Here is a 662-nt window from a genome sequence, read left to right as displayed (position 1 = left end):
ATCATCACACAAACGACAACGAATCATCATCCATGCGCCTTTAGTTAGTACTATCAGCTTTCCAAATTGTTAAAGAGCGGGCTTAAAAAAGCCAAAGATAAAATTTCGTTTATCTTTGGCATCTCTAACCTATGCATATATTTATCATTATGATAAATCTAAATGGTGGAGCAATATGAGTGGGATCGAACCGCTTTTATAGCGTGTTGATCAAACTAATTGAACCAACAAGTAAATGGTGGAGCTATGCGGGATCGAACCGCAGACCTCCTGCGTGCAAGGCAGGCGCTCTCCCAGCTGAGCTATAGCCCCATTTACATGCAGTTGAGATAAATATCAAGTATCCAATCATAAGATTGGCGAAGCCAAATCGAATTTTAACAAGTTAATTCAATGCGACGTTTAGTTGACTAAACGAGTATTTAATTAACGCAGATAAAATGAAGATTTGGTGGGTCAGAGTGGACTTGAACCACCGACCTCACCCTTATCAGGGGTGCGCTCTAACCAGCTGAGCTACAGACCCATTCTTTTTGGTCTTTTAACCCTTACTCGGCGTTACTTTCTTCGTTTCTCAGTCATGTGCTAAAAGCACACTCCCTGCGAGACTCATCAAGTGCCTTGATTAAGAATCAAAATCCTCAAAAATACCTTTCGATATC

At 40.8% G+C, this 662-nt stretch carries 2 tRNA genes; both read right to left on the bottom strand.

Annotated features, from left to right (window positions below):
* Positions 1-236: 236 nt before the first annotated feature.
* Positions 237-312 (bottom strand) — tRNA-Ala (locus CXF88_RS14370).
* Between the two features lie 137 nt (positions 313-449).
* A tRNA-Ile gene (locus CXF88_RS14365) sits at positions 450-526 on the bottom strand.
* Positions 527-662: the final 136 nt, after the last annotated feature.

It is taken from the genome of Shewanella sp. ALD9, from assembly GCF_002836315.1.
Lineage (GTDB): Bacteria > Pseudomonadota > Gammaproteobacteria > Enterobacterales > Shewanellaceae > Shewanella.
Note: the sequence above shows the minus strand (reverse complement) of the source record. Positions and strands in the feature narration are given on the sequence as shown.